1 protein-coding gene is annotated in these 654 nt (G+C 68.3%); it reads right to left on the bottom strand.

Annotated elements, in window-relative coordinates; genetic code table 11:
• On the bottom strand, positions 1–654 hold a 654-nt coding region (locus tag ACFFWD_RS30880), incomplete at both ends, for a HAMP domain-containing protein (protein WP_376971857.1).

Here is a 654-nt window from a genome sequence, read left to right as displayed (position 1 = left end):
AGGTCCTTCCAGGTGCCGGCCACGCCGGGCACGTTGGCCTGGCCGCCGAGACGGCCTTCGGTGCCGACCTCGCGCGCCACGCGCGTCACCTCGCCGGCGAAGCGGTTGAGCTGGTCCACCATCGTGTTCAGCGTTTCCTTCAGCTGCAGGATCTCGCCGCGGACGTCGACCGTGATCTTGCGCGACAGGTCGCCGCCGGCGATCGCAGTCGCCACCTCAGCGATGTTGCGAACCTGCGCCGTGAGGTTGCCCGCCATCGAGTTGACGCTGTCGGTCAGATCCTTCCAGGTGCCGGCCACGCCGGTGACCTGGGCCTGACCGCCGAGCTTGCCGTCGGTGCCGACTTCACGCGCCACGCGCGTCACCTCGCCTGCGAAGGCGTTGAGCTGGTCGACCATCGTGTTCAGCGTTTCCTTCAGCTGAAGGATTTCGCCCGAGACGTTCACCGTGATCTTCTTCGACAGGTCGCCCTTGGCCACCGCGGTCGCGACCTCGGCGATGTTGCGGACCTGGCCGGTCAGGTTCGACGCCATCGAGTTGACGCTGTCGGTGAGGTCCTTCCACGTTCCGGCGACGCCGCGGACCAGCGCCTGGCCGCCGAGCTTGCCTTCGGTGCCGACCTCGCGCGCCACACGCGTCACTTCGCCCGCGAAC

The organism is Bradyrhizobium erythrophlei, from assembly GCF_042430365.1.
In the GTDB taxonomy this organism is placed as follows: domain Bacteria; phylum Pseudomonadota; class Alphaproteobacteria; order Rhizobiales; family Xanthobacteraceae; genus Bradyrhizobium; species Bradyrhizobium erythrophlei.
This window is presented reverse-complemented; position numbering and strand designations above follow the sequence as displayed.